The sequence below is a fragment of the Williamsia muralis genome (assembly GCF_051487485.1).
Classification (GTDB): Bacteria; Actinomycetota; Actinomycetes; order Mycobacteriales; family Mycobacteriaceae; genus Williamsia; species Williamsia muralis_B.
The window spans coordinates 65,508-90,634 of the sequence record NZ_JAHVCV010000001.1 but is presented as its reverse complement, the minus strand read 5'-3'; the positions used below and the strand labels follow the sequence as shown (position 1 = coordinate 90,634).

Annotated in this window: 28 protein-coding genes and 1 pseudogene; 15 read left to right on the top strand and 14 right to left on the bottom strand. The window is 63.6% G+C overall.

Going from position 1 to position 25,127, the window contains the following annotated elements:
• Entirely contained in the window at positions 1–555 is a 555-nt protein-coding gene (locus KXR83_RS00490) for a CinA family protein (RefSeq protein ID WP_437423100.1), read from the bottom strand.
• Positions 556–612: 57 nt separating this feature from the next.
• On the opposite strand from KXR83_RS00490, the gene nadE reads away from it, so the two are divergent.
• Together nadE and KXR83_RS00480 are read left to right on the top strand one after the other, a co-directional pair.
• Complete coding sequence (nadE, locus tag KXR83_RS00485; RefSeq protein WP_437423099.1) at positions 613–1,449, top strand: ammonia-dependent NAD(+) synthetase; 837 nt, start codon at positions 613–615, stop codon at positions 1,447–1,449.
• Between the two features lie 151 nt (positions 1,450–1,600).
• On the top strand, positions 1,601–2,044 hold the full coding sequence (locus KXR83_RS00480) for an Hsp20/alpha crystallin family protein (protein ID WP_030166227.1): 444 nt from the start codon (positions 1,601–1,603) through the stop codon (positions 2,042–2,044).
• Between the two features lie 203 nt (positions 2,045–2,247).
• On the opposite strand, the gene KXR83_RS00475 is transcribed toward KXR83_RS00480, so the two are convergent.
• Positions 2,248–2,550, bottom strand: a complete 303-nt coding sequence (locus KXR83_RS00475) for a hypothetical protein (protein WP_437423098.1) — start codon at positions 2,548–2,550, stop codon at positions 2,248–2,250.
• A 23-nt stretch (positions 2,551–2,573) separates the two neighbouring features.
• Complete coding sequence (locus KXR83_RS00470) at positions 2,574–2,867, bottom strand: hypothetical protein (RefSeq protein ID WP_437423097.1); 294 nt, start codon at positions 2,865–2,867, stop codon at positions 2,574–2,576.
• 180 nt (positions 2,868–3,047) lie between these two features.
• Here KXR83_RS00470 and KXR83_RS00465 point away from each other — a divergent pair, with 180 nt between their 5' ends.
• Complete coding sequence (locus KXR83_RS00465; protein ID WP_437423096.1) at positions 3,048–4,160, top strand: carboxylate-amine ligase; 1,113 nt, start codon at positions 3,048–3,050, stop codon at positions 4,158–4,160.
• 29 nt (positions 4,161–4,189) lie between these two features.
• A pseudogene (locus tag KXR83_RS00460) lies at positions 4,190–5,649 on the top strand (aminotransferase class I/II-fold pyridoxal phosphate-dependent enzyme).
• Here the strand turns inward: KXR83_RS00460 and KXR83_RS00455 are convergent.
• A complete protein-coding gene (locus KXR83_RS00455) occupies positions 5,650–6,648 on the bottom strand; it encodes a helix-turn-helix domain-containing protein (RefSeq protein WP_437423095.1) in 999 nt (332 codons plus the stop codon).
• 70 nt (positions 6,649–6,718) lie between these two features.
• On the opposite strand from KXR83_RS00455, the gene KXR83_RS00450 reads away from it, so the two are divergent.
• Complete coding sequence (locus KXR83_RS00450) at positions 6,719–6,937, top strand: hypothetical protein (protein WP_437423094.1); 219 nt, start codon at positions 6,719–6,721, stop codon at positions 6,935–6,937.
• A gap of 40 nt (positions 6,938–6,977) precedes the next feature.
• On the opposite strand, the gene KXR83_RS00445 is transcribed toward KXR83_RS00450, so the two are convergent.
• Complete coding sequence (locus KXR83_RS00445; protein WP_437423093.1) at positions 6,978–7,871, bottom strand: GGDEF domain-containing protein; 894 nt, start codon at positions 7,869–7,871, stop codon at positions 6,978–6,980.
• Here KXR83_RS00445 and KXR83_RS00440 point away from each other — a divergent pair.
• Positions 7,864–8,001, top strand: a complete 138-nt coding sequence (locus KXR83_RS00440; protein WP_437423092.1) for a hypothetical protein — start codon at positions 7,864–7,866, stop codon at positions 7,999–8,001. The genes KXR83_RS00445 and KXR83_RS00440 overlap by 8 nt on opposite strands.
• A 240-nt stretch (positions 8,002–8,241) precedes the next feature.
• Here KXR83_RS00440 and KXR83_RS00435 read toward each other — a convergent pair whose 3' ends face one another.
• The gene (locus KXR83_RS00435) at positions 8,242–9,516 is read right to left on the bottom strand and encodes a serine/threonine-protein kinase (protein ID WP_437423091.1); all 1,275 of its coding nucleotides are present in this window, start codon (positions 9,514–9,516) and stop codon (positions 8,242–8,244) included.
• Between the two features lie 143 nt (positions 9,517–9,659).
• Between KXR83_RS00435 and KXR83_RS00430 the strand changes: the two genes are divergently transcribed.
• Positions 9,660–10,433, top strand: coding sequence for a nucleoside phosphorylase (locus KXR83_RS00430; protein ID WP_437423090.1), 774 nt, complete (start codon positions 9,660–9,662; stop codon positions 10,431–10,433).
• Here KXR83_RS00430 and KXR83_RS00425 read toward each other — a convergent pair whose 3' ends face one another.
• On the bottom strand, positions 10,434–11,291 hold the full coding sequence (locus KXR83_RS00425; protein WP_437423089.1) for an arylamine N-acetyltransferase family protein: 858 nt from the start codon (positions 11,289–11,291) through the stop codon (positions 10,434–10,436).
• Positions 11,292–11,529: 238 nt separating this feature from the next.
• Between KXR83_RS00425 and KXR83_RS00420 the strand changes: the two genes are divergently transcribed.
• From KXR83_RS00420 to KXR83_RS00410, 3 genes are all read left to right on the top strand, one after another.
• Complete coding sequence (locus KXR83_RS00420; protein ID WP_437423088.1) at positions 11,530–12,075, top strand: NADPH-dependent FMN reductase; 546 nt, start codon at positions 11,530–11,532, stop codon at positions 12,073–12,075.
• A gap of 37 nt (positions 12,076–12,112) precedes the next feature.
• Entirely contained in the window at positions 12,113–12,736 is a 624-nt protein-coding gene (locus KXR83_RS00415; protein WP_437423087.1) for an SMI1/KNR4 family protein, read from the top strand.
• A gap of 174 nt (positions 12,737–12,910) precedes the next feature.
• Complete coding sequence (locus KXR83_RS00410) at positions 12,911–13,333, top strand: SgcJ/EcaC family oxidoreductase (RefSeq protein ID WP_437423086.1); 423 nt, start codon at positions 12,911–12,913, stop codon at positions 13,331–13,333.
• A gap of 33 nt (positions 13,334–13,366) precedes the next feature.
• Here the strand turns inward: KXR83_RS00410 and KXR83_RS00405 are convergent, their stop codons facing one another.
• A complete protein-coding gene (locus KXR83_RS00405) occupies positions 13,367–14,113 on the bottom strand; it encodes an SDR family NAD(P)-dependent oxidoreductase (protein ID WP_437423085.1) in 747 nt (248 codons plus the stop codon).
• Between the two features lie 88 nt (positions 14,114–14,201).
• Here KXR83_RS00405 and KXR83_RS00400 point away from each other — a divergent pair, with 88 nt between their 5' ends.
• On the top strand, positions 14,202–14,762 hold the full coding sequence (locus KXR83_RS00400; RefSeq protein ID WP_437423084.1) for a TetR family transcriptional regulator: 561 nt from the start codon (positions 14,202–14,204) through the stop codon (positions 14,760–14,762).
• A gap of 305 nt (positions 14,763–15,067) precedes the next feature.
• On the opposite strand, the gene KXR83_RS00395 is transcribed toward KXR83_RS00400, so the two are convergent.
• Positions 15,068–15,745 (bottom strand): winged helix-turn-helix transcriptional regulator, encoded by a 678-nt coding sequence (locus KXR83_RS00395; protein WP_437423083.1) that lies wholly within the window; start codon positions 15,743–15,745, stop codon positions 15,068–15,070.
• A gap of 182 nt (positions 15,746–15,927) precedes the next feature.
• On the opposite strand from KXR83_RS00395, the gene KXR83_RS00390 reads away from it, so the two are divergent.
• The 4 genes from KXR83_RS00390 (at position 15,928) to zwf (ending at position 19,225) form a co-directional block, all read left to right on the top strand.
• Complete coding sequence (locus KXR83_RS00390) at positions 15,928–16,509, top strand: universal stress protein (protein ID WP_437423082.1); 582 nt, start codon at positions 15,928–15,930, stop codon at positions 16,507–16,509.
• Positions 16,510–16,555: 46 nt separating this feature from the next.
• A complete protein-coding gene (locus tag KXR83_RS00385) occupies positions 16,556–16,915 on the top strand; it encodes a hypothetical protein (protein ID WP_437423081.1) in 360 nt (119 codons plus the stop codon).
• A gap of 300 nt (positions 16,916–17,215) precedes the next feature.
• Positions 17,216–17,653, top strand: coding sequence for a hypothetical protein (locus KXR83_RS00380; protein ID WP_437423080.1), 438 nt, complete (start codon positions 17,216–17,218; stop codon positions 17,651–17,653).
• 99 nt (positions 17,654–17,752) lie between these two features.
• The gene (zwf, locus tag KXR83_RS00375; RefSeq protein ID WP_317712449.1) at positions 17,753–19,225 is read left to right on the top strand and encodes a glucose-6-phosphate dehydrogenase; all 1,473 of its coding nucleotides are present in this window, start codon (positions 17,753–17,755) and stop codon (positions 19,223–19,225) included.
• Here the strand turns inward: zwf and KXR83_RS00370 are convergent.
• From KXR83_RS00370 to KXR83_RS00350, 5 genes are all read right to left on the bottom strand, one after another.
• Positions 19,222–20,787 (bottom strand): MFS transporter, encoded by a 1,566-nt coding sequence (locus tag KXR83_RS00370; protein WP_437423079.1) that lies wholly within the window; start codon positions 20,785–20,787, stop codon positions 19,222–19,224. The genes zwf and KXR83_RS00370 overlap by 4 nt on opposite strands.
• A gap of 195 nt (positions 20,788–20,982) precedes the next feature.
• Positions 20,983–21,864: an alpha/beta fold hydrolase gene (locus KXR83_RS00365; RefSeq protein ID WP_437423078.1), complete on the bottom strand. Its 882-nt coding sequence runs from the start codon at positions 21,862–21,864 to the stop codon at positions 20,983–20,985.
• 93 nt (positions 21,865–21,957) lie between these two features.
• Positions 21,958–22,314 carry a UBP-type zinc finger domain-containing protein gene (locus KXR83_RS00360; protein WP_437423077.1) on the bottom strand — a complete coding sequence of 119 codons (357 nt, stop codon included), beginning with the start codon at positions 22,312–22,314 and terminating at the stop codon, positions 21,958–21,960.
• A 125-nt stretch (positions 22,315–22,439) separates the two neighbouring features.
• The gene (locus tag KXR83_RS00355) at positions 22,440–22,613 is read right to left on the bottom strand and encodes a hypothetical protein (protein ID WP_437423076.1); all 174 of its coding nucleotides are present in this window, start codon (positions 22,611–22,613) and stop codon (positions 22,440–22,442) included.
• 189 nt (positions 22,614–22,802) lie between these two features.
• Positions 22,803–24,986, bottom strand: coding sequence for an FUSC family protein (locus tag KXR83_RS00350; RefSeq protein WP_437423075.1), 2,184 nt, complete (start codon positions 24,984–24,986; stop codon positions 22,803–22,805).
• Positions 24,987–25,127: the final 141 nt, after the last annotated feature.

The following is a 25,127-nucleotide window of genomic DNA, read 5'->3' as shown; positions in this document are numbered from 1 at the left end:
TTACGCGCCAGACGACTTGGCCCGGTCGACGAGTATGCGCACCGACGCAGCAACTGTCGCGGCCAGGACGTCGGGCGGGTCGCCCTCGAAGACGCGCTTGGTGGCGTCCACCGAGCCGTGATCGAAGACGCCGAACCAGACCGTCCCGGGTTCTTTGTCCTCTTGCGGTTCGGGTCCTGCCTCGCCGGTGACGGCAACCGCGAGGTTGGCGCCCATCAACTCGGCTGTGCTGCGTGCCATCGCCAGAGCCGCCTCTTCGCTGACAACCGGACCCTCGGGCACCTTCAGCAGCGAGTACTTGACCTCCTTCTGATAGGCGATCACGCCCCCGCAGTACCAGTCGCCCGACGACGTCGCCCGGCCGAGTTGCGAAGCGAGGTTACCGGCGGTGAGGGATTCTGCAGTCGCGATGTTCAGGTGGTGCTCGCCCGCCAGCTTCGCCAGTTCCTCACACAGGTCCTGCACCTCGTCCTCGGTGGGCACTCGGTCGTCGGGATCGGCAATCATGTTGTCCTCACGTTCTTTTCGGGCGCGCTGCATCGCTGCTGCAAACATCGTGCAACAGTTGCCATTCGGTTCGCAGGACCGGTGTACCCCGGCTACGGTGAAGTTATGTATTCCCTCGCAGACACAGTCCGAAACGAGTTGAACGTCCGCGCCGACATCGATGTCGACGCGGAGGTCGAGAACCGGGTGCAGTTCCTGGTCGACTACGCGCAAAACGCCGGAGCAAACGGTTTCGTCCTGGGTATCAGTGGTGGGCAGGACAGTTCGCTGGCCGGACGTCTGTGCCAGCTGGCTGTCGACCGGATCAATCAGTCGGGAGGATCGGCCGAGTTCGTGGCGGTCTTGCTCCCGTACGGCGTACAGGCCGATCAGGCCGATGTCGACACCGCCATCGACTACATCAAGCCGAGCCGCACGATCAGCGTGAACATCAAGGACACCGCCGATGCCGCAGCCAAGGCCACGGCCGCTGCGCTGGGCATCGACGAACTCACCGACCTGGTCCGAGGCAACGTCAAGGCACGTGAGCGGATGATCGTGCAGTACGCCGTGGCCGGCCAGTTGAACCTCATCGTCGTGGGCACCGACCACGCGGCCGAGGCGGTGACCGGATTCTTCACCAAGTACGGCGACGGCGGCGCAGACGTGGTTCCCCTCTCGGGGTTGACGAAGGGGCAGGGCGCGCGACTCCTGGAGCATCTGGGGGCGCCCGACAGTCTGTGGACCAAGGTGCCGACCGCCGATCTGGAAGACGATCGGCCCGCCATCCCGGACGAGGAGGCCCTGGGTGTCACCTACCGCGAGATCGATGCGTACCTGACCGGAGAGGCGGTCTCCGACGAGGCCGCCAAGACCATCGAGCAGGCCTTCGTGAAGACCAGGCACAAGCGCACCGTTCCGGTTGCCCCCACCGACCTGTGGTGGCGGGACCCGACGGGCTGACCGTCGTCGACCGGGAGGTGGTGTGCGAGTGCACAACTCGTCGAAAAAAGTACTTGGCACTCACCGCTGATGAGTGCTAAAAATGTAGTGCACAGTGATTGGCTGCCCGCCAGGGTGGCGGGCCGAAGTGTCGAGCAGGAGGTGGGTTGCTGTGCTTCGGTTTGATCCTTTCAGTGATGTGGACACGTTGGCGCGGGGACTGTTGACCGGCCAGGCGGTGGGGTCATCTCGAACGCCGAGGTTCATGCCGATGGACCTCTACAAGGTCGAGGACCATTACGTTCTCACCGCCGACCTGCCGGGCGTGGACCCGGGCTCGGTGGACGTAAGCGTGGACAATGGCACGCTGACCCTCACCGCCCATCGGACGGCCCGGTCGGAAGACTCCGTCCAGTGGATGTCGAGTGAGCGGTTCTACGGAACGTATCGGCGCCAGCTGACGCTGGGCGACGGAATCGACGCGGCGGGCATCACGGCGAGCTATGAGAACGGTGTGTTGTCGGTGACCATCCCGGTTGCCGAGAAGGCCAAGCCTCGCCGCATCTCGATCAACCATACGGATTCGCAGAAGTCGATCGAGACGAGTTCGTCCTGAGAACCACTGACTGACATCACAATTGGTCAACCGCGAAAGAGGGGTGATGCTGTGGAGTTGGATGAAACCGTGATCTGGCCCGAGCCCAGTCCGTTGAACGACTGGTGGGCGAATGTCATGACAACCTCGAAATAACGCAAACACGCTTGTGCCCCTGACCTTTTGGCCGGGGGCACAGGTGTGAGAACTCAACAGAGCAAATATCAATCGGCGATGACGGGCAAGCTCAGGGTCAGCAGCATCAGGACAAACAGGAACCATCCGGCGCCCTGCCATACCGGCCAGCCGCCACCGCGTTTCCACACGCGGTACGTCTGAAAGAACGCCCCCAGTCCGCCCAACAGCAATATCGCCGGGACTCCGATCGCCCAGACCGAACTGCTGGGGTCGATCACAAGGTAGATGATCAGCCAGCCGAATGCCGCGGCGATCACCGCCAGGTCGTAGAGCACAGCCGCCCGGTAGGCCGTCGGGTCATTCCAGCGTTTCTCGACGTCGTCGGTCATGGTCGACCCCCGATGCTGAGAGTTCAGCGGTTCTTTCGCGGGTACTTTGCGCGATAGCGCACTCGGTCGCGGCGAGCCTTGAGCTCTGAGACGTGGTTGTCCTTGAGGCTGTCGGTCGCGCGGTAGGCGAAGAAGCCCCACGCGAACAGCAGCACTGCTCCCAGGCCGAGGATGACCGCTGCGATCATGTGACCGCCGGCAAGTGTCAGGATCGCCATCGCCACGCAGGCGGCACCGCCTGCGATGGCCACGAAGCCCGACCAGCCGACTGGTAGGGAGAGCTTGTTGCGGGTTTCGTCTTTTGTGCGCTGATCCATGTCGTCCTCCTGGTTGACATCAGTCCTTCGGGAGGTGAATACCCCTGCGAGCGCTCCCCGAAACCATCAGCTGCCGGCCGTTTGCCGCGATCGACGCGGAGGTACTTTCCCACTGCGGCGTAGGTCGAGTCGGATGCCGGCGTCGGGTGGGATCGGTCGGGGGACCTGAGGAGGTGTGTGGTGGCCAGTACGGGTTTGGATGTTCCCACGTTCGGTGTCGAAGAGGAGTTGCTGCTCGTCGAGGAAGCGACAGGTGAACCGTTCATGGAAAGCGCCGCGGTTGCCCACGTCGCGAAAACGCTGGGACTCGACCTGGATCTCGAACTCACGCCGTGCCAGATCGAAACCGCCACGCCGATACTCGACTCCATGTCCGACCTCAGGCAGCACCTCGTGGAGAGCCGGAGCAAAGCCGGTGCCGCGGCTCGGGAGATGGGCGGCCGAGTGCTAGCGGCGGGCGTGCCGCCGATCGTCGGAGAACGTCAGCCGGTATCGAAAACCGACCGCTACCAGCGCATCGCACAAAACTTCGGCCTCATCGCTGCCGAGCAAGGCGTGTGCGGGTGCCATGTACACGTGGCGGTGCCGGACCGCGCACGTGCAATCGAGGTGAGCAACTCGTTGCGCCCGTGGTTGCCCGTTTTGGTTGCGCTGACAGCCAATTCGGCCATCCACCGATCATCGGACAGTGGGTACAGCAGCTGGCGGACCATGCTCTGGTCGCGATGGCCGAGCGCAGGGGCTCCTCCTCATCTCGAATCGGAGGACGAGTACGACGCCGCCATAGCGCGGCTCCTCGAGGTGGGCGCTGCGCTCGACGAGGGGATGATCTACTGGGATGTGCGGCCTTCCAGCAACTTTCCGACCGTCGAGGTCCGCGTCAGTGATGTTCCCGCGACAGTGGACGAGACAGTTCTGTACGCAACCCTGGTGCGTGCGCTGGTGATGACGGCCCTCGCTGATGGTCCACCCGCCGCCGCGAGGGCGATCAGTTCCGACGACATTCGCGTAGCAAAATGGCGCGCAGCACGCGACGGTCTGACCGGCGAGTGTCCAGATCTGCTCTCCGGGAGTATGGTTTCGACGCGCGTCGCCGTGGGCAGGATGCTCGCCCACATCGGCCCCGCCCTCGACGCCCTGGGTGAGCGCGCGGCCGTGGATGACGCGCTGAACACTCTCTTCCGCCGTGGGAACGGCGCGATGCAGCAGCGCCAAGTATTCCAGCGGTGCGGCGCTCTGGCGGTTGTCGAGCATGTCGCGGCGCGCACCCTGGACGCAGACACCTTGCGGTGATTCAGCCGATCTCTGGACAGGAGGATGTGATGAACCAATCTCGCGCACCACTGGTCGAGGCACTGGCGGATTATCACAACGCCGGCCGATACGGCTTCACCCCACCGGGACACCGGCAGGGAGCAGCCATCGACGAACGCACGAAGTCGGTCATCGGGGCGGACGCATTCCGCGCGGATGTCCTGGCCTCGGGCGGACTCGATGATCGTTCGTCCAGCAACGGCTACCTGCGGGACGCGGAGTCGTTGATGGCAGAGGCTGTCGGCGCCGACGATGCATTCTTCTCCACCTGTGGGAGTTCCCTGTCGGTCAAAGCGGCGATGATGGCCGTCACGGCGGCGCCAGGGGAGAGCTCCTGGTCACCCGCGATGCTCACAAGTCGATTGTCGCCGGGCTCATCTTCTCGGGTCTGCAGCCACGGTGGATTCGTCCGAGGTGGGACGAAGAACTGCACATCACGCATCCGCCGTCGCCTGCGGCGGTCCGCGAGGCGTGGCAACGTCACCCCGATGCCGCCGGAGCGTTGATCGTGTCCCCGACGCCATACGGCACCTGTGCGGACATCGCCGGGATAGCGGAGGTGTGTCACGAGTACGGCAAGCCGCTGATCATCGACGAAGCGTGGGGCGCGCACCTGCCCTTCCACGCGGAACTGCCGACTTGGGCGATGGACGCCGGTGCCGACATCTGTGTGGTCAGCGTGCACAAGATGGGGGCTGGATTCGAGCAGGGATCGGTGTTCCACGTGCAGGGCGACCTGGTGGACCGGGCCCAGCTCTCGGCATGCGCCGACCTGCTGATGACAACAAGTCCGAACGTCCTGATCTACGCGGCCCTCGACGGGTGGCGGCGGCACATGGTGGCCTCGGGTGAACGGATGCTCGACAGCGCGTTGCATCTGGTGAGGGGCGTTCGCAAGCAAATCCAGGAGATCGACGGTCTGTCCGTGATGCACGAGCGGCTGGTGGCGGAGGAGGCTTCACACGATCTTGATGAACTGCAGGTGCTCATCGACGTCGACGATCTGGGTATCAGCGGATATCAGAGCGCGGACTGGCTACGCGAGCACTGCCGAATTGATGTGGGCCTCAGTGACCACCGGCGCATACTGGCCACGTTCTCCATGGCGGACACCGAACAGACCGCCGGCAGGCTGCTCTCCGCGCTTCGTCAGCTGAGCGAAGCCGCACCATCGATGCCGCAGCCGCACAACGTGTTTCAGGCGGATCCGCCGCAGCTGGAACTGGAAACCGTGATGTTGCCACGCGATGCCTTCTTCGGCGACGTGGTATCCATACCGGCCGACGAGGCAGTCGGACGCATTGCGGCGGAGCAGATCACGCCCTACCCGCCGGGCATACCGGTGGTGGTGCCCGGCGAGCGGATCAACGCTGAGGTGGTCGAGTACCTGCAAACCGGCAAGGCCGCAGGCATGAATCTTCCCGACGCCATCGACAAATCCCTGGAGACCATGAGGGTGGTGCGTTGATCATCCGGCGCGGAAGGTCGCCCGATACTGGCTTGGCGTGGTGTTCATCAACCGGGTGAAGTGATGTCGAAATGTCACAACGGACGCGAATCCCACCAGCGCGGCAACGCGTTCCACGGGTTCGGATGATGTTTCCAGCAGTTCCAGGCTCACATCGATCCGGCGGGCGATCAGCCACTTGATCGGTGTGGTGCCGGTTGTCTTGGTGAACTGGCGCAGATAGCTGCGCCTCGACATATTGCACTGGGCGGCAAGGTCGTCCAGGCTCAGCGGGCGGTCGATGTGTGCGAGCGCCCAGGCCATGCTGTCGGCGATGGCGGTATCCTCCTGGACTGCGGGGAGCGGGTTCTCGATGAATTGGGCCTGTCCGCCCGAACGATGCGGCGCGATCACGAGGCTTCGCGCCACTTCGTTCGCCACGGAGGGACCGTGGTCATTGCGCACGATGTGCAGGCACAGATCAAGCCCGGCCGAGCAACCTGCGCTGGTGAGCACGTCGCCTTCGTCGATGTAGAGGGGTAGGCGGTCCACCTCGATGTCCGGATGGCGCTGCTGGAGCTGCTCTGCGTAACGCCAGTGGGTGGTCGCCCGCCGCCCGTCCAGCACCCCGGCGGCGGCCAGCACGAAAGCGCCCGAACAGATGGAGACCAGACGTGCCCCCCGCCCCGCGGCTTCCCGGACTGCGGAGATGACATCGGGAGAGATGGGGGCGTGTATGTCGCGGATGCTGGGGATGATCACCGTGTGTGCTGCGGCGAGTTCTTCGAGTCCGAATGCTGCTTTCAGGGTCGCCCCGCCCACAACTCTCACCGGATCGGCTGTCTCCGTGCACAGTTGCACCGAGTACCAGGGTCGCACCATGCCCGGCCAGAATGACTCGGACAGCTCGGACAGGCCGAATATCTCGGCGGCGATACCCATTTCGAAAGCGGTCATCCCGTCATAGGCGAGGATGGCCACGGTGCGTGCTGACTCCGGACGGGATCGCTGCGAAGACATGGCACTATCTTAACGAAGATCGGCATCAGTGCCACTTCTTGTTGTCGGCCATGTCCGCCACCCTTGGTACATGGACAAAAAGAACGTGACTGTGATGCAACGATTTTGGCGAGCACTCAGAGAGTTCGCGGCAGGGGTGGACGCGGCCAACGCGTTGGCCCACAACAAGACCCCGTCCGAGGAGTCGGTGGCCAGGGTTCGGCAACGCGAGTTCTGGAAGTCGAGGTCGGTGACATGTTCGCTTGCCGGGGCATCGGCAAAGGCTGACCGGAAGGCAAGTGATGAGTGAGTTCAGCCCTTGGGGTGAGGCCGGATCGGTATGCAGGTAGTCAGTGAATCGGCGCGTCGGCGTGACTGATCTGGTTGCCTCCGGCGCGTTTTGCCTCGTACATTGCGGTGTCGGCTGCTGCGATCAGACCGCTGATGAGCTCGCGGGTGTTACCGGTGACCTCGACGAGGCCGATACTCGAGACGCCGAGGCTGGCTGTCACATTCCACGACATCGTGGCGATAGCTGTGCGGAGGCGTTCGGCGGTGTCGTCAGCTTTGCCGGCTGGCGTGATCTCGGCTACCAGGAACTCTTCGCCGCCGATGCGGCCCACGACCGCGTCCTCGGGACTGGCTCTACGCAAGCTGTCGGCGACGGCGATCAGGGTCATGTCGCCGACGGCGTGGCCGTAGGCGTCGTTGACCGCCTTGAAGGCGTCCAGGTCGATCATCACGACGGTGATGGTTCTCTCGGGATCACCGGCAGCGCCGGTGATGAGATCGGACGCGGCACGAAGAAAACCGCGACGGTTGCGCAGGCCGGTCAGAGCGTCGGTGGACGACTTGAGTGCGTCGACAGACAGCCAGTGAACGAGTACCTGACCACAGAATGGCACCGCAAGGATGCCGCCGCCCATCACCAGTAGCTTCGACAGCGCCATGGCAGGATCGCCGGCGACCGCGATCCGGACAGCGCAGATGATGGCGGTCACCAGCGAGATGGCCAGCGTGAGCGACAGGTAGCGAGCACAGTGGAAGAAGCCGATATAGCCCGCAAGACCGATGAACGCCGTGCATCCGAGCATGCCTGCACGCGGATCGGAGTCAGCCAGACAGGCCGCCGCGATGAAAAGCGTTCCTGCGACCGATACGAGCTGTGACTGCCTGCGCGTCGGCCAACGCCACGCGTAGCCGGCGGCGATCGCGGATAGACCGACCATCACGGCGATGGACACGATTTTTTGGGACGTGTTCTGTGGACCCGAGGGACTCAACATCATCAAGAATGTCGCCACCGCCAGCATGGACAAGATCGCCGCAAGGACGTATCTGGTCGCCGACGTCAGGCTGCGGGCGGCCAAATAGTCAGAGAGCCAGTCAAAGTGGTCTGGCTGCCGCCACCACAGGAGGAGTTGGCGCACTTGACAACCCCCCGTATCGGGACGGTTCGGATGGCCGAATTCAGCCTTGATGCTACCCGTGCACGCCTGAATAGATGAGGCCTTCAGTGAACCCAGCTAACCGGACAGCGCATCGGCACCGGGGTCCCGAAAGCGACCGCCGAGGTGAGATCAGGTTGGAACGAGGTGGCCGCGTGGGACGCGCTCAGTTGTCGTTCTTCTTCTCGCCGTTGCCGTTACCGTTGCCCTCTTCCTTCTCTTTCTCCTTTTCTTTTTCTTTCTGCTTCTCGTCGCCGGTGATCGGTGGCGCCGGAGGAACGGTGGGAGGCGGCGCGATGGGTTGAGGCGTGTTCGTGGTGGTGGGCTCTGTTGCCGTGGTCACCGGTGCCGGCGCGAGTTGCGGAGCGCTCGAGGTCGAGACGCTGGTGGTGCCCGGTGTGGTCGCCGGGGCATCGGAGGAATCGGACCCGAGTGACACCGCGAGGACCCCGGCCACCACCGCGACAATCGCAGCGACGATCGCTGCTACCACCAGCGGTCGACGCCGAGACCGCGACGCGGGTGCTGGTGCCGCTTGTGCCACGTAGGCAGCAGATGGCGGGATGGGCGAGGTGAACGCCCGGGTCGCCGGCGGAACGGCCGCGGGCACCGGTGGCGCAGTGGGGGGATGCATCGGTCCAACCAGCAAGGCTCGCCGCATGCTCTCGGCATCGGGGAAGCGTGCAACAGGGTCCGGTGCCATCGCACGTTCGATCGTTCCGACGAGCATCGGATCGGCAGAGGGCAACAGCGCGCGAAGCGGAGTCGCGTCGTGCTGCAAGATGGCCCGCGCCACCGACAAGATGTTGTCGCCGGCGAACGGACGGAACCCGGCAACCATCTCGTAGCCCATGACGCCGACTGCGTACAGATCGTCGGTGACACCTGCCGGTTTGCCCTCGATCCGATCAGGACTCAGATAGGCCACGGTTCCCAGCACTTCGCCGGTTGCGGTCTGGTTCGACTCAGCGGTCTTTGCGATGCCGAAGTCGGTGACCTTCACGGCGCCCGCCGTACTGAACAGCACGTTTCCCGGCTTGATGTCGCGGTGCAGGACTCCGGCGGCGTGCGCGGCACCGAGGGCGGACAGCACGTCGGCGAGCACCACTCGGACCCGGTCCGGGGTCACGGGAGCCTCGGCGATCTCGTCGGCGAGCGTGCGACCCGGTAGTCGCTCCATGACGATGAACGGGCGGCCACCGTCCTCGCCGCTGTCGTACACGGCCACCACATTCGGATGGTTGATGGTGGCAGCAGTACGCGCTTCACTCTCGAATCGCAGCCGGATATCGGCGGCTGCGGCCAGATCCGAGCGCAGCACTTTCACCGCCACCGGACGTCCGAGTCGCAGATCCCACCCGTCGTACACGTCACCCATGCCGCCGTGGCCGAGCAGACCGCGCAGTTCATAGCGGTCGGCGAGCGTTTCGGGAGCGGGCATTCCCTTACGCTAGCGCCCTTTGTTTCGGGTTTCGCGATCGCTAGTGGTTTCATCTGCCAGTTGATCTGTCGAGACCCGCTTCGAGTGGCGAGGCCCCGTGCCCTGTGGGAGCGTGAACGCTCCTGAGGACGGGACGGAAAACAGTGTCAGAGCAGATCGTCGACAAGGCCGCCGCGGGGCGTGGTGCCCGGCAGTACCACATCGGGATAGCGCCCGGTGAGGTCGGAAGCGTGGCGCTGCTGCCGGGGGATCCATTTCGCGTGCCGTTTGTGGCGGAGTTCCTGACCGACGTCACCGAGGTCGCGCACAACCGCGAACATCGGACCATGACGGGCATGTATCGCGGGAAGATGATCACCGCGACGTCGACCGGAATGGGTTGTCCCTCCACGGCGATTGCGGTGGAAGAACTGGCCCGCGTGGGTGTCACATCCATGATTCGCGTGGGCAGCTCGGCCGCACTGCAGCCGGGTATCGAGCCGGGTGACCTTCTTGTGAGCGAAGGTTCGCTCCGTAATGACGGAACCACTGCCGCCTACGTGCACCCGGGGTTTCCGGCGGTGCCCGACATCGGGATCGCCGGCGAACTGCGTCGCACCGCCGAGTCGATGAGGCAGCAGCGGGGCGGATTCGGCGTCTATTCGGGTATCAACGCCACCGACGACGCCTTCTACGCCGAGGGGCCAGAGTGGATAGCGCAGCTGACCGCGATGGGGATTCTCAACGTGGAGATGGAGAGCTCCGCGCTGTTTGTGGTGGCAAAACTGCGCGGTCTGCGTGCGGGGATGATCTGCGCCTGCTCGAGCAACCTTCTCGAGGGCGTGAGTGTGTATGACAAGAAGGACTCGGCACTCAAGGACGGTTGGATGCGCAGCATCGAGGCGGCGCTCGATACCGCTGTGGCCCTTGACTTGTGACTAGCTGTCCAGAACTTCCTCGACCCGGTCTCCGAGGCCGTTCACGCCGTCGAGGTTGATCCCGAAGTCGCGTTGCAGCACCTCGATCACCTCATCGGCCGATTCGAGACGGGTACGGGTCGACGAGCCATCGCGTCCGTGTACCGCCAAGTTGCGGCCACGCAGATTCCACCGTGCGTCGTCGGTGACCCGAGCCGCGCTCAAACCGACCACAAAGACCGACTCCGGATGTGTCGAGACGTACCAGCTCCCGACTTCCAGATCGATCTGCGGCTGCGGGTCCTCGGTGAACCGGTACAGCGGCTGCCATTCGTCACGGATCAGCGCTTCGAGCACCAACTCCTGATCGCGGCGTCGGATCCGGTAGGGCTCGTGACGCGTCGACTGCACTTCGTCGGTGACCATCTGGATGGGCGATGACAACGTCTGGCCCCCGAAGCCGACGTCGACGAGGTACTTGCCGGCAGTGCCCGGAATGGTGACTGCACACACCTGGTGAGTTCGCGCCGGTAAGTGGTCGTCGGCCTGCATCCACACCACGCGACCGGTAAGAGCCTGAACTTCAAAGCCCAACTCGGACAGCACGTATCGCATCAGACCGTTGTGTTCGTAGCAGTATCCCCCGCGCCCTCGGTGTACCAACTTGTCGGTCAACGCCGCGGCGCTGAGGTCGGCGACGGGCACGCCGAGCAGGGGATCGATGTTCTCGAACGGGATGGTCCGGGTGTGCGCTGCCACCAGCGCGTGCAGTGTTTCGATCGTCGGTGTCGACGGCCCGGTGTGATGGATGCGCCGAAAGTAGGCGTCGATGTCGATGCCGGATGAGTTCGTGACCGCGGGTGCCGGAAGTGTGCTCATGACAAGGATGGTCCAACTTCAAGTACGGGTGAAGTCAAGGGTCTCGATTTTCCACTGAAAACTGTCGGATAGCGGCCTTCCGAGGGCAATATGCCCTCGGTGTCCTCGTATACGGCAGATTTGAGGGAGCAACAGAACAAAACTCTTGCTGAGACAAACCCGTGGCAACCGGCTGTTCGTGTCGTAAGGTCACCGGCGGTCGAACCCGGCCGGCACCGTCATGTCTGGAGTGAGTCACGTGAAAGTCTCTGTAGTCGTCGGAAACCCCAAACCGCAGTCGCGGACCCGCACTGTGGCGGAGGCGCTGGTGCCGGCGCTGCTGACTCCGGGCAGCTACGACCTCGAGGTGGTCGAACTCGCCGACTACGCATCTGAATTGTTCGAGTGGTCGTCGGAGCGACTGAAGGCGGTGACCACCGCTGTCGCCGACAGCGACCTGGTGATCTTTGCGACGCCAACTTACAAGGCGTCCTATACGGGTCTGCTCAAAGCGTTCCTCGACCGCTACGGAACCGACGGGCTGCAGGGTATGGTTGCGATCCCCTTCTTCACCGGCGGCGATCTCACGCATTCGCTCGCTCCCCAAACCACACTGTTGCCACTGCTCGCCGAACTCGGCGCGGTGGTGCCGGGCCGCGGGCTGTATTTCGTGATCGACGACCTGCCCCGACTCGACGAGTTCATCGGCGAAGCTGCTGCTCGGTACGCGAAGGTGTTTGCGTCCCTGACCGCGGTCGCAGATGCGGTCGTGGAGGTTGAATCTGCTGACGTGTCAGGGGAGTAGCGCATCGGGGTGCGTAAGTTGTTGTTACGGTGCAAAGATGTCGGTGACCGCGCACTGGTCTGCGCTGCTCGAGACGATCCATAAGACGCCCTCCAGGACCTTGACCTTCCGTCCTGCTGCGGCGGCGAGTGAAATTGAGCGAGCTGAGGCGTCGACAGGGGCGACGTGGCCCGGTGAGTTGCGGGAGTTCTACTCGCTCCAGGCCGGGCGGGACGCAGATGACCTGGGGGAGCTGTTGCCTCAATCGGAGCTTTTCGGTCTCGAGCGGTTGCTCTACGAGCACAGCATGATGGTTGAGCTCGGCCAGCAGATGATCGCGCACGATCCCGAGTACTACTCGCTTGAGGGCGCCACAGGCCCCGCAGGAGCTGAGGCTGGGGTGTTCCTGCCGGCCTACATTCCGATCAGCGGAGCTGATGGTTGGCTGTTCTACTGCGATACGCGGGCGGGGGACAACTACGGGTGTATTCGGCAGTGGGACAAATACGAGGCCGACACCGCGGGACCTAGTTGGCACTCGCTGACCGACATGCTTACCGCACTACGCATCAGCATCACCGAAAACTCTCAGCTCAACGAGTTTTCTGGATCCGCCGGTTGGTGGCCGCATAATTACGATGGCCAGCTGACGTGGAGCCCGGGCGGACCGGGCGATGCCTAGGATCTAGGGGCCCCAAAGCGGAACCGGAGAACTTCATTACGGTCCTCAGCGGCGACGAGGCTCACGAGTGCGCAGCGGATCTGAAGTTGACTCAACCGCTGCCCCAGCACGAGCGTTCATCCGCGCGTGATCGAGTGTTGACTTCATGCTCACTTGAAGTCTTAGCGTCGTGTCATGACTCAACAATCAGACCCCGTCGTGGCGCCAGAGACTGCTGATCTCAATGCAATCCGAAGAATCATCACCGATGTTCAAGAGGGGTTCAACAACAACGACCCTGTTCAGATGAACTCGCACCTTGCCGAAGACGCGGTCGTCGTGAACGCCCGTGGGGCAGTTCTCGAAGGTCGCCGGGCAATCGAGGAGTCCACGAAAGATGGCCTGGCGTCGGGCTTTCTGAGAGACGCGACCGCCTACTACGAATTGGTCGATGTCACGCTGCTGGCCCAAGACGTCATCGTTGCTCGCAAGAATGCGTGGTCCACCTCGGAGGACGCGCTCGACGGCAGTGCCCCGGAGATGAACGCGTTGTATGTCTTTGTCCGTCGCGAGGGTCGTTGGGCGATCTGGCGTCGGCAGAACACACTCGTCGTATGAATCGATCGACGAGCTAGAGGGCCCGCGGTCCGGTCACAGCAACACACCGCCGGACACTTCGATGCGTTCACCTGTCGCCCAACGGAACTCACGGGATACCAGGGCTGAGATCGCGTCTGCGATATCATCTGGGTTGCCCACTCGCCCGAGCGCGGTTTGTCCGGACAATCCCGCGCGCATCGCTTCGTCGTCGCGCATGGCTCCGCCGTTGAAGTCGGTTGCGGTGGGGCCGGGTGCGATCGAGTTGATCCGGATGCTCCGAGGGCCGAGTTCGGCAGCGAGGCTGCGGGTAAGTGCTTCGAGGGCCTTCTTCGAGGCCGCGTAGACAGAGGTTGCCGGGCTGACGTGTCGGCTGAGCGAACTCGATACGTTCACGATGCTTGCTCCTTCCGACAGGTGGGGCAGGAAAGCCTGGAGGACGAAGAGCGGACCGCGGACGTTGACGGCGAAGGTGGCGTCGAAGTCTTCGGCCGTGATGGCGCCAAGCGGCGCGAACAGGCCCACCCCCGCGTTGTTGACCAGCACGTCGATGGTGCTGGCGTTCCACTCCCGCTCGATGTCGGTGATTACAGCGACACGTGCCGCCTCGATGGAGGCGAGGTCCGCGACATCCACCTGGACTGCGATGGCTTCGCCGCCCAACTCGACGATCTCATCCACGACCTCGCTCCCACCGCCCCGCGAAGCCGCGACAACCCTGATCTTGTTCCTGGCCAGAGCGAGCGCGGTCGCGCGTCCGAGTCCGCGGTTGGCGCCGGTCACGAGGGCAATACGGGGCATGTTGCCTCCAGTCAGATAAGTAAATGAATACTTACTTGTAAAGTAGCTCGTACTGTAGTGCCCGTCAATACGAAGCAGGGAGAGAACCATGGCCCGCGACGCCGAAGCCACCAGAGAGCGGATCCTCTCTGCGGCAACCGACGAGTTCTCCGCGCACGGATTTGCGGGTGGCCGAGTGGATCGGATCGCTGCTAAAGCGCATTGCAACGTTCGGATGATCTACGCGTACTACGGCGGAAAAAGCGGCTTGTTCGACGCGACCCTGGCGGCGGCGCTACGTCGGATGGCCGAGAACGTCCCGCCGCGCCCTGAAGACCTTGCCGGTTGGGCCGGTGATGTATTCGACCATCATCAGCGTTTCCCCGAAGTACTTCGGCTGAGCATGTGGGCTCAGCTCGAGCGGCCAGAAGCAACTGCTGAGCCCAGCCAGATTTATCGGGACAAGGCTCTCGCCGTCGCGACGGATGCGGCTCAACCACTGTCGGCTGTCGACGTCCTGGTCTTCATCTACGCCATCGCGCAAGCCTGGCAGCTGTCGCCCAAAGGGCTTACCGGACTTGACGAATACTCAACCGACGGTGATGGGGTTGCTGCACACCGGCAATCGGTGGTCACCGCAGTCGAGCGAATGTTGCAGGCCCGATCCTGAGTCGGAGACGTCCCAGATGCCGCACGCCGACCTGCTGCTGAACCCAGGCGCCTAATTGATGTTGTACGTGACAGTGTTGTTCGCTGGTGCGGGGTCGCCTGTGGTGGACAGCGCGGCCGGCGGCCATGTTGCCGAGATACCGCGTCGGCCCACCTGCCAGCAGCGCGACCAGGCTGCTGGCGTGTCCTGAATTCTGCGGCGCCCGCGCAGGTGTATCACGCCCATGTTTGGGCGGGGGCGTGGTGCACTTCCGTGGGCGCGGGTTCTACGCGCCTGATGCGATCGACCGCGCCTGACGGATCCGATCAGGAACCCGACCTTTGCGCGAGGCTGGCCTCCAGCATCTCGAGGAGTGATTGCAAAGCGTCAGGGTCACCATCGATCTTGACGAGACCGTTTTCGATGGCCTCGGTCACGGTCATTCGATTGCCGGCGATGGCAGCCATTGTCGGGGGCTCCGTCCAAATGACCGCGTCTGCAGGCGTTTCGGGCGACCCCGCTTGGACTCGGGAAGACCCGTCTTGAAGTTGTAGTGTCGCAACGCTATTACCGACGTTGAACTCGTATCTCGCAGTCACTCCTCGAAGTGATTCCTTGTCGAGCATGCGCGCGAGGAACAGCAGTGACCACTCCGCGTGAAAACTCTCATCAGACTTTGGATCTTCGCTGGTGTGATGTCGAGCCCCCCACAATGCCAGCGGCACCATCGCGTCAGCGAGGTCTTGGCCTGGGTCGGTCAGTTCATAGACGGTCGAAGCGGCAGGCGGGCTCAGGTACCGCCGCCGGACAATCCCGTCGGCCTCGAGTTGTTTGAGCCGCGACGCCAACAAGCTGGTGCCGATGCCGGTCAGCGCGTCCGAGAGGTCGGAGTACCGCTTCGGCCCCGACATCAGCTCGCGCACGATCAGCAACGTCCACCGCTCGCCGACCACATCGAGCGCACGGGAAAGCCCGCAGAACTGGTCGTAGCTACGTCGCACCATGCCCACCACCGTACCTCAGGGTAGTGATAACAAAAGTGGAGACTTCGATTTGTTACTTGTGTACTTCTAAAACTTATGTAAGAGTCGAATCAGCACGGCGGCCCGCGAGGCATCGCCCACCAACGGCGCCCCCTCGGGCTGCACGCATATCCAGGACCACTGACACTGTGAGGCGATTGACCATGGCTGACAAGATGCTGTCCCGCTTCCACCGAGGCCAGCTCGTGGCCCACACGACAACCCGTCAGGGCGGGCCGATTGTTCTCGGCTGCAACGGTTCCGAAGCATCGATTCGAGCAATTGCAGCAGCAGGCCGGTTGACGAATGGGCCCGCGGACGTGATTCTCGTGTGCGCGATCAGAGCGCCCTCCCCACCTCCGCGCCCGACCCGATTGCACGACGCTTTGAAGGCCGAGGCATACCTGCTCACCGACCGGGCAACAGTCGATGAGGTCCTCCGCAGAAGTACGGAGGTGGCAGTTGTAGCCGGTCTGCGACCCCTGGCCGCGCTCTACCTCCCCGGCGATCCCGTCCGCGTGCTGCTCAGCACCGCCGAGCGGTATCAAAGTCCGACCATCATCGCCGGTATGAACGGGCAGAGTCCGAGTCGCTTGGTACGTCGCCTGGCTCGACGACTACCCAGCGACGTTGCACTCATCGCCACTGACGGAACTACACATGTGCGAAACCGGCCGGCGTCAACCACACAATTGCTCAACCAGACGAAAGCATGGCGTGCAGTGCACAGGCCTGCGAACGCGTGAAAACACAAACAAGCCTCGTCAAAAACCGGCACCAGCAGGAGGAATCATGCACGCGCCATGGATGATGAAAGCCCTTGCCGCCGGACGGATCATTCTCGGCGTGACGTCTCTGGTCGCGCCACGAGCGTTCGCCACCGCCGTAGGAGTTGTAAGCCCCACCGACGAACTGTCATACATGACGCGCGTGTATGGCGCCCGAGCAGTTGCAATGGGAACCGGCTACCTCACCGCCACTCCACACGAGCAGGCGCGGTGGGCCAAGCTATCGCTTGCCATCGACATCTCCGACACCACCGCGGGAATCCGTCAGGCGTTCGAACAACCGAGTTCGCGCCGACCTGTTGCTCTCATGATCGCTCTCACCGCGACCTACGCCGCCGTAGGCCTGGCCGCAGCACGTGCCTAATGTGTGTCTACGTCTGCCCCGGCGGACCGCAGTCTGTCGCCGACGTAACCAATTGGCCCGCAGACTGTTTGATTCCCCGTGGTGACGGAGACCTACCGAGCCGGCTCGTAGCGGGCGGAATGCTGGAGACACTCAGCGACAGCGGAATCATCAGTGCTCGAACGGTGCTCGTCAGGGAGTCGCTCAGCCGGCCACCGCCATCGCGCTTCGTTTGCCGGTTTGCGCAGAGGATGCGTCTCGTTCGTAACTCTGGAGAGGCAATGCTGCATAATTCTCGCAGCCACGTCATCAGGGGAACACATGAGAACAGCAGGTATCGCCGCGCTCACCGTTGCGGCATGCATGCTCGCCGCCTGCACCACCAGCAACACTGACACGGGATCTTCCAGCACCTCCGAATTGCGTCCGGTCATCACATCATCGAACGCTGGTCCACCGGTTGTGATGGACCCTGCGGCACCCGACGACACCGTCCCGCAACTGCCGATCACCCTCACCGTCGACGGCCAAACCTTCACCGTGACCGAACGCGACGGTGGGCACGACTACACCTGGGACAACGGGCCCAACCCTGGCTACGGGTTCTCGGAAAGCGCGCCCATGACCGCGCAAGTCCCAGCAGACCAAGCAACCAAACGTCGACCACCACCGCAACGGGACACACTCGGTCACTACCGCAGCTCGATCCGAGACTTTCTCAGCTCGATCGACCCCAATACCGGATACCTGGAGGACTAAAGCGCGCCGAGACCGGCGCGGCTCACTCACTTCGATGCTCCTCCGGCCCAACTGACAGTTGACGCGCCCAAATGCGCCCGAGGTGGGACCATCACTGGTGTGACCGAACTGATCGAGGCCCGCGGCAGCAAAGAGAAGCGGGACCTCGCCCCCCACGTCGTTGTACTGTTCGGCGCCACAGGTGACCTCGCCCGGCGAAAGCTGTTGCCGGGGCTGTTCCACCTGTTCCTGTCGAAGCTTGCACCCGAGTTGCGAATCGTCGGTACATCGCTCGACGACTTCGACACCGAGGGGTTCCGCGAGGTCGCGATCAAGGCCTGCAGTGAGTTCTCCAGCAGGATGTTCACGCCTGAGGCTGCCGCCGAGTTCGCCCAGCACCTGACCTACGTGCCGCAGGGCGACGGGGCTGAGGCGCTCGCGGCCGGCGTCCGCGTGCAACTCGATGCGCTCGGCAGCGAAGCGCGCATGTTGCACTACCTCAGTGTTCCGCCGAAGGCGGCGATGGCAGTGCTGGAGATGCTGCACGCGGCCGATCTCGTCAAGCGGTCCCGCGTCATCATGGAAAAGCCCTTCGGTACCGACCACGAGAGTGCAGTGGCTCTCAACGCCTCAATCCACCGATGGTTCAAGGAAGAGCAGGTCTTTCGGATCGACCACTTCCTCGGCAAGGAGTCCGCGCAGAACATCTTGGCCTTCCGGTTCGCCAACGGTTTGTTCGAACCGATCTGGAACCGCAACTTCATCGACTACATCCAGATCGATGTGCCAGAGAAGCTGTCACTGGAGGGTCGCTCCCACTTCTACGAGTCGACAGGCGCGTTTCGGGACATGGTTGTGACACACCTTTTTCAGATCCTGGCGTTCGTTGCGATGGAACCACCCACGGCTCTGGCACCGGGACCGATCGGCGAAGAGAAGAACAAGGTCTTCCGATCCATGCGACCGCTCGATCCACGCAACGTGGTGCGCGGCCAGTATGCCGGATACCGCGACGAGCCCGGCGTGGCGCCGGAATCCGAGACCGAGACGTTTGTGGCGCTGAAGGCCGAGATCGACAACTGGCGCTGGGCCGGCGTGCCGTTCTACCTACGCACGGGCAAGAGCCTCGGCGAAGGCCAGCGCATCATCTCCATTGCCTTCCACGAGCCACCCAAGAGCATGTTTCCGCCGGGGTCCGGTGTGGGACAGCAAGGTCCGGACCACCTCACGTTTGATCTGGCCGACGCGTTCAAGGTGTCGCTGTCGTTCTACGGCAAGCGACCAGGGCCGGGTATGAAACTCGACAAGCTCAGTCTGCAGTTCGCCATGCAGGAAACCGACCAGGTGGGGCTTGTGCTCGAGGCGTACGAGCGATTGATCCTCGACGCGATGAAAGGCGATCGGACGCTCTACACAACCGCTGAAGGCATCGAACGTCTGTGGGAGGTATCGGCGCCGTTGCTCGAGAATCCGCCGCCGGTGCGCAGTTACGACCAGGGATCCTGGGGGCCGAACGCGATCCATCAACTCATCGCGCCCCACGCATGGCGCCTGCCGTTCGAGAGGATCTGGCGAAACAAGAAGGAAAGCTAAGACCCCTCGCGCGCATACTCTTTCATGAGCCGGCGTTCGTCATCGACCTTGGGATAACCGAAGAACACAACCAGGGCGCCGCCGAGCACAACCGCGATCGCCGCGGCGTAGGCGAGGTGGTCGCCGTGAACAAACGCATCCCGGGCGCCGGAAATGATCTCTTTGCCGTACTCGGGGTAACGCTCGGCCAGCACCTCGGCACTCGAAAATGATTTGGTCAGTGCAGCTTCGGTCTCGTCGGTGACCTTGGATGCATCGGGTGAATCCGAGATCGACTTGGAGAAGTCGCGTGCGTATCCGGCAGTCAGGATTGCACCCAGGATGGACTGCATGATGGCCCCACCGAGATCGCGCTGCAGGTCGGACATGCTGGACGCCATACCTGCGCGCGAGCGTGGCACTGATCCGGTCAGAGACCGCGATGCCGGCGTGCCGGCGAAACCGACACCGATGCCGACCAACCCGTACGCGGCCGCGATCTGCCAGTAGTGCGCATCCTCGGTCCACATCGTCAACGCCGCAACAAGACCGGCGAGGATGAACGCGAATCCGACCAGCAGGGTGATGCGTGAACCACGCGCCTCGACCATCCGGGCGGACAACGGCGCGAAGAGCACCATTCCGATCGCGGCGGGAACGATGGTGGTGCCGGCCTCCAACGTCGAGTACTCCAGCACGTTCTGCAGATACTGCTGGCCGATGAACATGACGCCCATCAGCGTGCCGAACACGACCACACCACCGAACGCCGCGACCCAGAAGGTCCGGCGGCTGGCGATCGCGAGGTCGAACAACGGTGTGGCGGCATGACGTTGCCGCACGAAGAATGCGATACCGGCGGCGAGGGAGATCGCGGCCAGCACACCCACAGCCGTTCCGGCGCCCGACATCGGGATGAAGTTGAGGGCCAAGATCATTGCGCCCACGAAGACGATGGAGAGCACGCCTCCGAGGTTGTCCACCGACTCGGACGCATCGCCGGAATCGGATGGCACGAGGAAAATCGCGGCCACCAGAGCCACCACGGCCAATGGGAGGGTCACCAGGAACACCGAGTGCCAGCTGAACACCTCGAGTAGCGCACCTGAAACGATCGGCCCCAGTGAGGAGATGGCGCCACCCAGCGCCGACCATGCGGCGATGGCACGCGTGCGACTCGGACCCGACCAGAGGGCGGTGATGACCGCCAGCGTCGTCGGAAAAGCCAGTCCGGCAGCGATTCCGCCCACCAGACGCGCAGCGAACAGTACCTCGATCGAGGGCGCGAAGCCGGCCACCAGCGAGGCAGGGATCGACAACAACATGCCGAAGACGAGCATCCGTTTGCGGCCGTGCCGGTCGCCGAGTGCGCCAAAGTACAGCACGGAGGCGGCCAATCCCAGCGAATATCCCACTGCCACAAGGTTCAGCCCGGTGGCACCCGCGTCGAAGGCTTTACCGATGTCGGGGAGTGCGACGTTGGCGACCGCAAGGTTGATGTTGGCCACCCCGGCGACGAGTATCAGGGTGCCCAGCACAACCTTGGCGCGTGGTGGCGCTTCCGATGTCACTGTGGCCGTCAAGGGTGGCTCCCTCCGTCGGTGCCGGGGCACCTGACAAGCAGTCTGACTCGATGATCGAACGAACATCCACGTGAAAACAACAGAGTGCGCAAAGAGTATCCCGCGACTGAGCCCGTAGCTCAGTGTTTGATCGTCGAACTGTTCCGCAGTCCTCGGGCTGTGTTCATCGAAGTAACCGAGGCAAACGGCCTGCGATCACAAGCCCAGCGTCGACCGGATGATCGCGGCCAACTCCAGCGGGGCATCACTCTGCACCGAGTGTCCCGCTCCGGGTACCGAGATGACCTCGGTGCCCGGCCGTCGACGGACGATCTCGGCAACATCGTCGTCTGTGACAAAAGCCGACGCACCGCCGCGGACCAGTGTGAAGGGAATGGCGCTGGCGGACAGAGCATCCCAGAGTGGACCGGGTTCGATGCTCTCGCGCATCTTGTCGTAGCGCCACTGCACGCGGCCGTCGTCGAGTTCGCGGGTGTTGTGGATGACCCCGCGACGGATCGACGACGTGCTGCGTCCGGGTGCGGCTGCGGCGGTGAGCTCGATCAATTCGTCGCGGCTACCGTAGGTGTCGGGCCCACTGACCAGCGCGACCGTGCCTCGATCGGCTCCGCTCAGTTGCTCGACCCGTTTTGGCGATTCGGGGCTCACGTCGACGATCAGGGCCCGTCGGATGAGGCTGGGCTCGAGTGCGGTGATGGCGATGGTGGTGAGCCCGCCTAACGACATACCGACAACCAAGTCGGCGTCGGGGGCGAGGTCACGGATGACCGGAGCGACGGCGACGGCATTCGGTTGCGGACGGTAATCGTGGTCTTCTCGCCAGCCGGAGTGGCCGTGCCCCGGCAGATCGACGGCGAGCGCCGGCAGGCCCAAGGCCAGGATCACGCTGTCCCAGGTGTGGGCATTCTGCCCGCCACCATGGAGGAAAACGATGCGGGGGGACTCGGCGGTCCACTGCAGGCTGCTGACCACGTTGCCGTCCACATCGGTATCGATGCGGGTCACCGCGGGGATGCGAGCGAGGTCGATGTCCAGTTCGGCAGCGTTCTCGGTCAGGAGGTCGAACTCCGAAGCCATGGTGCCCCTTCCACATCGATGGTGATGTGAAGGCTACGGGCCCGAGACATCGTGCCGCCACCGTTCCGGGCAGCCACAAGAGTCCAAACCTGTTCAGTCGGTCCGGTTCTTCAGCCGGCTCAGCCAGTCGGCCGGGACGCGATCACTCGGACCCGGCGTCGGCTGATCGACGGGGTGTGCGTGCGGCGGAGCGAGTTCGGGGCCGCGGTAGTAGTCATTGGTGGCGTAATTCCAGAACCAATCCTCACCGGGTTCGAACGACTGGATGACAGCATGACCCGTGTCGGCGGCATGGTGTGAGGCATGCCGGGACAGCGAATCATCGCAGCAGCCAACGTGACCGCAGGTTGCGCACCGGCGTAGATGGAACCACCAGCTACCCGTCTGGTCGCATTCGACGCAACCGGAACCGCTGGGTGGCACCGACGGGTTGATGTCTGGAGTTGTCATACCGGGCCTCTCGCTCATCGATCGTTACTTGACCACAAGATCAGTGTTCGATCGTTTGCGCATCTTGTCCACTGTGGATTCCGACCTATGCGGATCGAGTCCACCGCGCAGCCCGCCAGACCGCCTCAGCCGACATTGCGCCCCTTGCTGCCTCGATCGAGCAGGTCGAGTTCGAGCTCGTTGCGGGCCCGGCTCATCCCAGATCCGGCGTCGAAAGATGCCCGCGGCGACGTGCGATTTTGATACGTCGCAATCAATCCGGCAACCACGGCCGGCCCCAAGATCACCAAGATGTCCATGGCAGCAACTATCCGTTCGAATACATCGCGCCAACAGTGTCTGAATTGACAGTATTGGCAAATATCCTGCCAAGCGATCGCTCGACAGTGTTTGTGCAGGCCAGGACAGTGTCGGCGGTTCCGATGGCGCGGGGCAACCGATTTTCCGCGCATGAGCCGCTCGGAGTCGACCGTTCGTCGGACAGGCGGCTAAGTGCCCGGTCGGCTCAGCGGGGACGGCGTGGACGGTTCAGCAGCGCCGTACATCAGCTCGAGTTCGCCGAGATACGCACACGTGCCGATCAGTGGTCGCGCAGTGGCCATGTCGAGTGGGAGATCTACGGTGTCCGCGCGCAGAGCCGACACGGCATCCGCGGCGATCCCGACTCGGACGTCCGTGTGCGTGGTGTGGCCGGTCCGGATCTCGTCGGTGTGGCGCCTGACCACCGCCCCAAGTCGCGGGAGGCCGCCAGGGTGGGGCGGCAGCGGGAGATCTGCGATCGAGTCGGCCACCACGCGGAGGCGGGTGGCGTGCCCGAAAGCTCGGAGCATGGGCGTTCGCTCGTCGGTGGGACCGCCACTTTCTGAAAGATATTGGCGTGCTGCGTCATCGGCGGTGCGATAAGCGATGACACTCAGGTTGCGGTGTTTGTCGACGTCGGCGTTCACCGAGGGTTCGGTGCCGCGGAGTACCCGGCCCACCACGACATCGAGGTACTGCAAATACTGTCCAGTTGCGCCGTCGATGGCAGCACGTGCTGTCGCTGCGACACCTCGGGGCCAGAGAAGAAACGAGACCACCACTGCCACTGCACATCCGATGGCAACGTCCTCCACGCGGATCAGGCCCACGTGCCAACCGCTGGGTTTGAGAATGTTGAACATGGTGATCACCAGCACCGTGAACGCGGCTTGGCCGGCCGCAAAGGAGAAGACCTTGGGAATGTAGGCGGCACCGAAAGCTGCAAAGGGAAGCAGAATCCACAACAGGGTGGCGTTGGTACCCAACACGACGACGATGGCCCCGCCGATGACAAACCCCGCGGTGGTTCCCGCAACTGCCCGTACAACTTTCGAGCCTGTCGTGAGGGCACTGCTGCGCAGAACCGACATCGCGCCCAGCACCACCCAGAACCCGTGCTGCACCGGCACCATCTGAATGAGGGCCACTGCTGCAGCGAGGCCCACACCGGTGCGAAGGGCGTTGCGGGCGATCACCGACCGGGCGATGACAACCGGGGACGCGGCTTTTCGGGTGGCCTCGAGTTCGGACAGTACGAGATCGGCTGCGCCGGTCGGTGGCAACTGCCTGCCCAGCACCTTGGCGATCATCGGCCGCGCATCGGCAGCAGACGACCACGCGATCGTCCGCCCGACGAGAGCCACTGTTGTGCCGACGGTGTGAACCGTGAGCAGTCGTGCGCCAGTTGCCTCCGCCTCGGACTCGCTCGGCTCGGCCACGATCTGTTCGACGTTGTGACCGAACCGGTTTCGCAACACCGAGGTCAGGTCCGTTGCCGTGGAGACGAGTTGTTGCCGGTACACGTCATCGTCTCCTGATGACCTGCCTTCGCCGAGCACATGGACGCAATGACGAAGGACCGCCGAGGCAGGGTCTCGGACATCTTCGGGTAAGCGGGTCTGGCCGTGCGTGGTCTGAGCGGCAAGCCATTCGAGGTCGTCCACCACGCGCGCCAGAGCTCGACTGCCGGCCGTGAGCCCGGTGGGTCGGCTGTCGGTACCCAGGTACGCCTGACGCAGGTTGTTCATCGCGTCCATGACTCGCGCGGTGGACGCGGTGTCGTTGTGGCTCATGGCGATGTGTTCGGCAAGAACCTCGCAGACTTCCCGGGCCCGGCGGCGCAGCGCATCGTGATGATCCGGGGGCAGGAGGTACAGCGCGGCCGGGATACAAAACACCAGGGCCAGAGTCCAACCCAGTAGTCGGTCAGAGATCGGGCCGACATCGGGAACTGCCACCGGCAGGACAAATGCGAGGAGGGCGGCACGCTGGCCCGCGGCAAAGCTGGAACTGAGAATGGCCAGGTAGGACACCACCACCCCGACCACCAGCATCGAGACCACGCCGACCCAAGCAGGCGTCGCCAGAATCGTTCCGACGGTGATGAATACGTATCCGACCGCGGCGAGGCCGGCGAAGCTGACGGCACGTCGAGTGCGGTTGCCCGGGAAGTCGACCAGCACCAGTAGTGCAATGGTGCCGAAGATGGCGAACAACGGAGTCTGGGGGCCGCCGACATGGACGGCGATCGCAGCCACGATCGGGACGATGATCGCGGTGCGCACCGCCCTCCGCAACGCATCGAAACCGTGGTCGCGCGAACGCGCGGCGGCAGGCAGCGAGCGCAGTCGACGCGGGACGGGCAAGCCCATGGCGTGATGGTAACGGCAGGAGTCCGATCGCACGGGGCAACGGCGGCCGACGTCGAGATCGATGTCGTGCGACGCCGCGATCGCCTAACGTGGGTTGGGCGAGAGATCAGAACCCCTCGCCGAGCAGAACGAGAATGGAGA

What these genes read in the sequence shown, in the direction of transcription:
- KXR83_RS00440 (WP_437423092.1), top strand. Translation starts at nt 7,864, where the DNA reads ATGGACACGATTTTTTGGGACGTGTTCTGTGGACCCGAGGGACTCAAC.
- KXR83_RS00410 (WP_437423086.1), top strand. Translation starts at nt 12,911, where the DNA reads ATGACTCAACAATCAGACCCCGTCGTGGCGCCAGAGACTGCTGATCTC.
- KXR83_RS00395 (WP_437423083.1), bottom strand. Translation starts at nt 15,745, where the DNA reads ATGGTGCGACGTAGCTACGACCAGTTCTGCGGGCTTTCCCGTGCGCTC.
- KXR83_RS00475 (WP_437423098.1), bottom strand. Translation starts at nt 2,550, where the DNA reads ATGACCGACGACGTCGAGAAACGCTGGAATGACCCGACGGCCTACCGG.
- KXR83_RS00380 (WP_437423080.1), top strand. Translation starts at nt 17,216, where the DNA reads ATGAGAACAGCAGGTATCGCCGCGCTCACCGTTGCGGCATGCATGCTC.
- KXR83_RS00415 (WP_437423087.1), top strand. Translation starts at nt 12,113, where the DNA reads ATGTCGGTGACCGCGCACTGGTCTGCGCTGCTCGAGACGATCCATAAG.
- KXR83_RS00470 (WP_437423097.1), bottom strand. Translation starts at nt 2,867, where the DNA reads ATGGATCAGCGCACAAAAGACGAAACCCGCAACAAGCTCTCCCTACCA.
- KXR83_RS00390 (WP_437423082.1), top strand. Translation starts at nt 15,928, where the DNA reads ATGGCTGACAAGATGCTGTCCCGCTTCCACCGAGGCCAGCTCGTGGCC.
- KXR83_RS00435 (WP_437423091.1), bottom strand. Translation starts at nt 9,516, where the DNA reads ATGCCCGCTCCCGAAACGCTCGCCGACCGCTATGAACTGCGCGGTCTG.
- KXR83_RS00490 (WP_437423100.1), bottom strand. Translation starts at nt 555, where the DNA reads ATGTTTGCAGCAGCGATGCAGCGCGCCCGAAAAGAACGTGAGGACAAC.
- KXR83_RS00355 (WP_437423076.1), bottom strand. Translation starts at nt 22,613, where the DNA reads ATGGACATCTTGGTGATCTTGGGGCCGGCCGTGGTTGCCGGATTGATT.
- KXR83_RS00455 (WP_437423095.1), bottom strand. Translation starts at nt 6,648, where the DNA reads ATGTCTTCGCAGCGATCCCGTCCGGAGTCAGCACGCACCGTGGCCATC.
- KXR83_RS00425 (WP_437423089.1), bottom strand. Translation starts at nt 11,291, where the DNA reads ATGAGCACACTTCCGGCACCCGCGGTCACGAACTCATCCGGCATCGAC.
- KXR83_RS00350 (WP_437423075.1), bottom strand. Translation starts at nt 24,986, where the DNA reads ATGGGCTTGCCCGTCCCGCGTCGACTGCGCTCGCTGCCTGCCGCCGCG.
- nadE (WP_437423099.1), top strand. Translation starts at nt 613, where the DNA reads ATGTATTCCCTCGCAGACACAGTCCGAAACGAGTTGAACGTCCGCGCC.
- KXR83_RS00450 (WP_437423094.1), top strand. Translation starts at nt 6,719, where the DNA reads ATGGACAAAAAGAACGTGACTGTGATGCAACGATTTTGGCGAGCACTC.
- KXR83_RS00365 (WP_437423078.1), bottom strand. Translation starts at nt 21,864, where the DNA reads ATGGCTTCGGAGTTCGACCTCCTGACCGAGAACGCTGCCGAACTGGAC.
- KXR83_RS00385 (WP_437423081.1), top strand. Translation starts at nt 16,556, where the DNA reads ATGCACGCGCCATGGATGATGAAAGCCCTTGCCGCCGGACGGATCATT.
- KXR83_RS00400 (WP_437423084.1), top strand. Translation starts at nt 14,202, where the DNA reads ATGGCCCGCGACGCCGAAGCCACCAGAGAGCGGATCCTCTCTGCGGCA.
- KXR83_RS00360 (WP_437423077.1), bottom strand. Translation starts at nt 22,314, where the DNA reads ATGACAACTCCAGACATCAACCCGTCGGTGCCACCCAGCGGTTCCGGT.
- KXR83_RS00405 (WP_437423085.1), bottom strand. Translation starts at nt 14,113, where the DNA reads ATGCCCCGTATTGCCCTCGTGACCGGCGCCAACCGCGGACTCGGACGC.